The organism is Micrococcus sp. KRD012, from assembly GCF_017168555.1.
Lineage (GTDB): Bacteria > Actinomycetota > Actinomycetes > Actinomycetales > Micrococcaceae > Micrococcus > Micrococcus luteus.
Genome location: NZ_JABFBB010000003.1, coordinates 526020 through 529985 on the forward strand (window position 1 = coordinate 526020; position 3966 = coordinate 529985).

Sequence of the window (3966 nt, forward strand, 5' to 3'; positions counted from 1 at the left end):
TCCCTGCCCACGGTGGAGGAGGTCTCCGCCGGCGGCGTCATCGTCCGCGAGCATGACGGCGGCCTCGAGGTGGCTGTGATCGCCCGCTACAACCGCGGTGGTCGGCTCGAGTGGTGCCTGCCCAAGGGCCATCCCGAGGGTGAGGAGGACCACCGGCAGGCGGCCGTGCGCGAGGTGGAGGAGGAGACCGGGATCGCCGGCCACATCCTCGAGCCGCTCGGCGCGATCGACTACTGGTTCACGGTCGCCCGGCACCGCGTCCACAAGACCGTGCACCACTTCCTGCTGCGCGCCACGGGCGGCGAGCTGACCACGGAGAACGACCCGGACCACGAGGCCGTGGACGTCGCGTGGGTGCGCCTTGAGGACGTCGCGCGCCGCCTCTCCTTCGCCAACGAGCGCCGGATCGTCGACCTGGCCCGCCAGGTGGTCGACCAGCACTTCCCCCCGGGCGGTGCCCGGGGCCCCCGCCCCTGATCCACGCGCCGAGCGCAGGACCCCGCCCACGCCGGCGTCGCCGACGAGGAGCCGACGACGACGGACCCCGCCCCCGCCACGGATCCGGCCGCCGTGGACCCCGCGGACGAGACCCCCGAGGGCGAGCGCCGCGCCGGCCGGTCCACCGCGATCATGGCCTCCGGCACGCTCCTCTCCCGCGTGCTGGGCCTCGTCCGTGCGACGCTGGTGACGGTGGCGATCGGCCTGTCCGCGGACATGGCCGACATCTTCGAGATCGCCAACTCCCTGCCGAACGTGATCTACCTGCTCCTGGTGGGCGGCGTGTTCAACGTCGTGCTCGTGCCGCAGCTGATCAAGCACGCCCGCGACGCCGACCGGGGCGCGGACTACACCTCCCGCCTGATGACGCTCGGCACGCTCGTGATGCTCGCCGGCACGGTGGTGGTCATGCTGGCGGCGGCCCCGCTCATGACGGCCCTGACCCGCGGCTGGTCGCCGGAGAAGCTCGAGATGGCCACCGTGTTCGCCCTGTGGTGTCTGCCCCAGGTGTTCTTCTACGGCATGTACGCGTTGGTGGGGCAGGTGCTCAACGCCAACGGGCGCTTCGGCGCCTACATGTGGGCGCCGGTGCTGAACAACGTCGTCGCGATCGGCGCGATCGTGCTGTACCTGGGCATGTTCGGGGCGTACCGGGCCGGGGACGACCTCGCCGGGTGGACGAGCGCACAGACGGTCGTGCTGGCCGGCGGCCACACCCTGGGCGTCGTGCTGCAGGCCGTGATCCTCTTCCTGCCGCTGCGCGGGCTCGGCCTGGGTCTGCGCCCGCGGTTTGGCTGGAAGGGCATCGGCCTGCGGGACACCGGCCGGATCGCCGGGTACACCCTGATCACGATGGTCGCCACGAACGTGGTGCTCCTGCTGTGCCAGCGGTACGTCACCTCCGCCACGGAGGCCCGCGACCGCGGCGAGCTGCGCATCCCCGGCACGGAGACCTGGAGCGCCGAGATGGCGCAGGCGGCCATCCCCGGTGTGGCCGCGTACAACATGGCGATGCTGATGGCCGTGCTGCCCCATTCGGTGTTCGTGCTCTCCCTGGCCACCGTGCTCTTCAACCGGCTGGCCCGCGCCATGGGCCGCCAGGACATGTCCGCGGTGCGACGCACGACGGCGCAGGGTCTGCGCGCGTTCACCGTGCCGCTGATGTTCTGCCTCGCTGGCGTGGTGGTCCTGGCGGGCCCCCTGGGCCGCGTCTTCGGCTCGACGGCCGAGACGGCGATGGTGGCCGGCGTCGCGGTGGGCTCGGTCCTGCTCGCGCTGGCGCTGTCCATCCCGTTCCGCTCGGGCTCCTTCTACCTGCTGCGCGTGTTCTACGCCGCCGAGGACGCCAAGGTGCCGATGGTGGTCCAGGTCAGCGGCTCGCTCCTGATGCTGCTGCTCTCGTGGGCGGGCGCGATGCTGCTGCCGCTGTGGTCCATGGCCCTGTGGGTCGCGGTCGCCTCGTCCGTCTCGTACGTGTACCAGTTCGTCCTGACCCATGTGCTCACCGTGCGCCGGTTCGGGGACTACGGCCTCGCATCCGTGCTGCGTGCCCACGTCCAGACCGGCCTGGCCGCGCTGGCCGCGGCGGCCGCGGGCGTCGTCGTCGTGTGGCTGCTGGGCGGGTACACCGGCGGGTTCGCGTGGAACTCCATCGGGACGGCGCTGCTCACGTGCGCGGTGGCGGCCGTGGCGATGGGTCCGGTGTACCTGATGGTGCTGCGGGCCATGCGGTTCCCCGAGCTGGACGACGCCCTCCGGCCGCTCGTCGCCCGCGTGCCGGCGCTGGGTCGTCTGCTGCGCGTCGGCTGATCTCTGGCCGCGACGGCCACGCCACGTATCATCGGATTCCGACCCCGTCGTCAGGAGAAGAGCCCGTGCCCCAGCCCATCGCCGTCGGCGCCGTCCTGGGCGGCCGCTATCGCATCACCCAGCACGTGGTGACGTCCGCGGACCAGGACATGGTGTTCCTGGGCACGGACCAGGTGCTCAACCGCCGCGTCACCGTGCTCGTGGCCTCACGTGAGAACGCCACGCAGGTGGCCTCGTCCGCGCGGGAGCTGGCCACGGGCGAGCGCACCGACGACGTGCAGGTGCTCGACCTGGGGCTGTCCGAGGGCCGCACGTACCTGATCGCCGGCGGGGACCCCGACCCGGACGTCCTGCTGGGTCTGGCGTACCCGCAGGAGCTGTACGTGGAGCCGTTCCAGACGGACAGCCTCGGCTCCGAGCTGTTCGGCGAGTCGCGGACCGGAGACCCCCACGCCTACGACGACGACGAGGCGTACTACACCGACCTCGACCGCCGGCTCCGCGCGGACGAGCACGAGGCCCAGCGTCGTCCCGGGTTCCTGAACCGCCTCTCCGAGCGCCTCGCCGAGCGGGTCCGTCCCTCCGACGGCACCGCGGCGAAGGCGGCCGCCGGGGCGTCGGCCCTGGCCGCGGCGGACGCCGCCACCCGGAAGCAGCAGGAGGAGCGCGAGCGGGCGGAGCGGGAGGCCGCCGAGCGCGCCGAGCGGGAGCGCAAGGAGGCCGAGGAGAAGGCACGCGCCGAACGGGAGGCCGCCGAGCGCGCAGAACGCGAGCGTCGGGAGGCGGAGGAGCGTGCCGAGGAGGAGCGCCGCGCCGAGGCCGAGCGCGCCCGTCGCCAGGCGGAGCAGGAGGCTGAGGAGCGGGCCGCGCGCGAGCGGGAGGCCGAGCAGGTCCGGCTGGCCGCGGAGCGGGAGGAGGCCGAGCGCCGCGAGCTCGAGCGCCGGGCCGAGGCCCGCCGTCGTGCCGAGGAGGAGCGGGCCCGGGAGGCCGCGGAGCGCGAGGCTGAGAAGCGCGCGGCCCAGGAACGCGAGGCCGCGGAGCGCGAGGCCCAGGCGGGCACCGCCGCACTCCCGGCCGTCGCGGCGGGGGCCGCCGCCGCGCAGGCCACCGACGCCGATGCCGACGGGGCCACGCCGCCCACCGAGCCCGTCGAGCCCGTGGCGGCCGAGAAGACCGACGCGCCGGAGCCGGTCGCCCCGGACACCGAGGCGATCCCCGTGCGGCGCCAGCGTCCCGTCCCCCGCCGAGCGATCGTGGCCGAGTCCGCGCCGCCCGTCCACGAGGAGTCCCGCAGCACGGCCGCGCCGGTGGCTGCCGGGGCCGCAACGGGGGCCACCGCGGCGGCTGCCGGTTCGACGTCCGCCGCCGCGGCTCCGGATGCTCTGGCCGCCCCGGCCACCACCGGGGGCGACGACGGCGCCACGGTGGCCGACCCGGGCGACGGCAACGGCCGCACGCGCGGCGGCGGTCCGCTGGCCCTGCTCCTCGTGCTCGGCCTGCTGGCCGCACTCGTCGTGGGCGGGGTGCTGCTGGCCCAGAACCTGCGCGGCGGGCCGGCCCCGCAGGCCGCGGCCGCGTCGTCCGAGTCTGAGTCTGCGTCGTCCGAGTCCGCATCGGACACCCCGTCGCCGTCGGAGAGCACCAGCCCCTCCCCCACCC

3 protein-coding genes are annotated in these 3966 nt (G+C 74.7%); all 3 read left to right on the forward strand.

What is annotated here, in order from left to right; translation table 11 throughout:
* The coding region (locus tag J1M37_RS02910) for an NUDIX hydrolase (protein ID WP_241250750.1) at positions 1-477 on the forward strand (477 nt) is incomplete at its 5' end.
* Between the two features lie 93 nt (positions 478-570).
* Entirely contained in the window at positions 571-2307 is a 1737-nt protein-coding gene (gene murJ, locus J1M37_RS02915; RefSeq protein WP_342214071.1) for a murein biosynthesis integral membrane protein MurJ, read from the forward strand.
* Positions 2308-2372: 65 nt separating this feature from the next.
* On the forward strand, positions 2373-3966 hold a 1594-nt coding region (locus J1M37_RS02920), incomplete at its 3' end, for a hypothetical protein (RefSeq protein WP_206452054.1).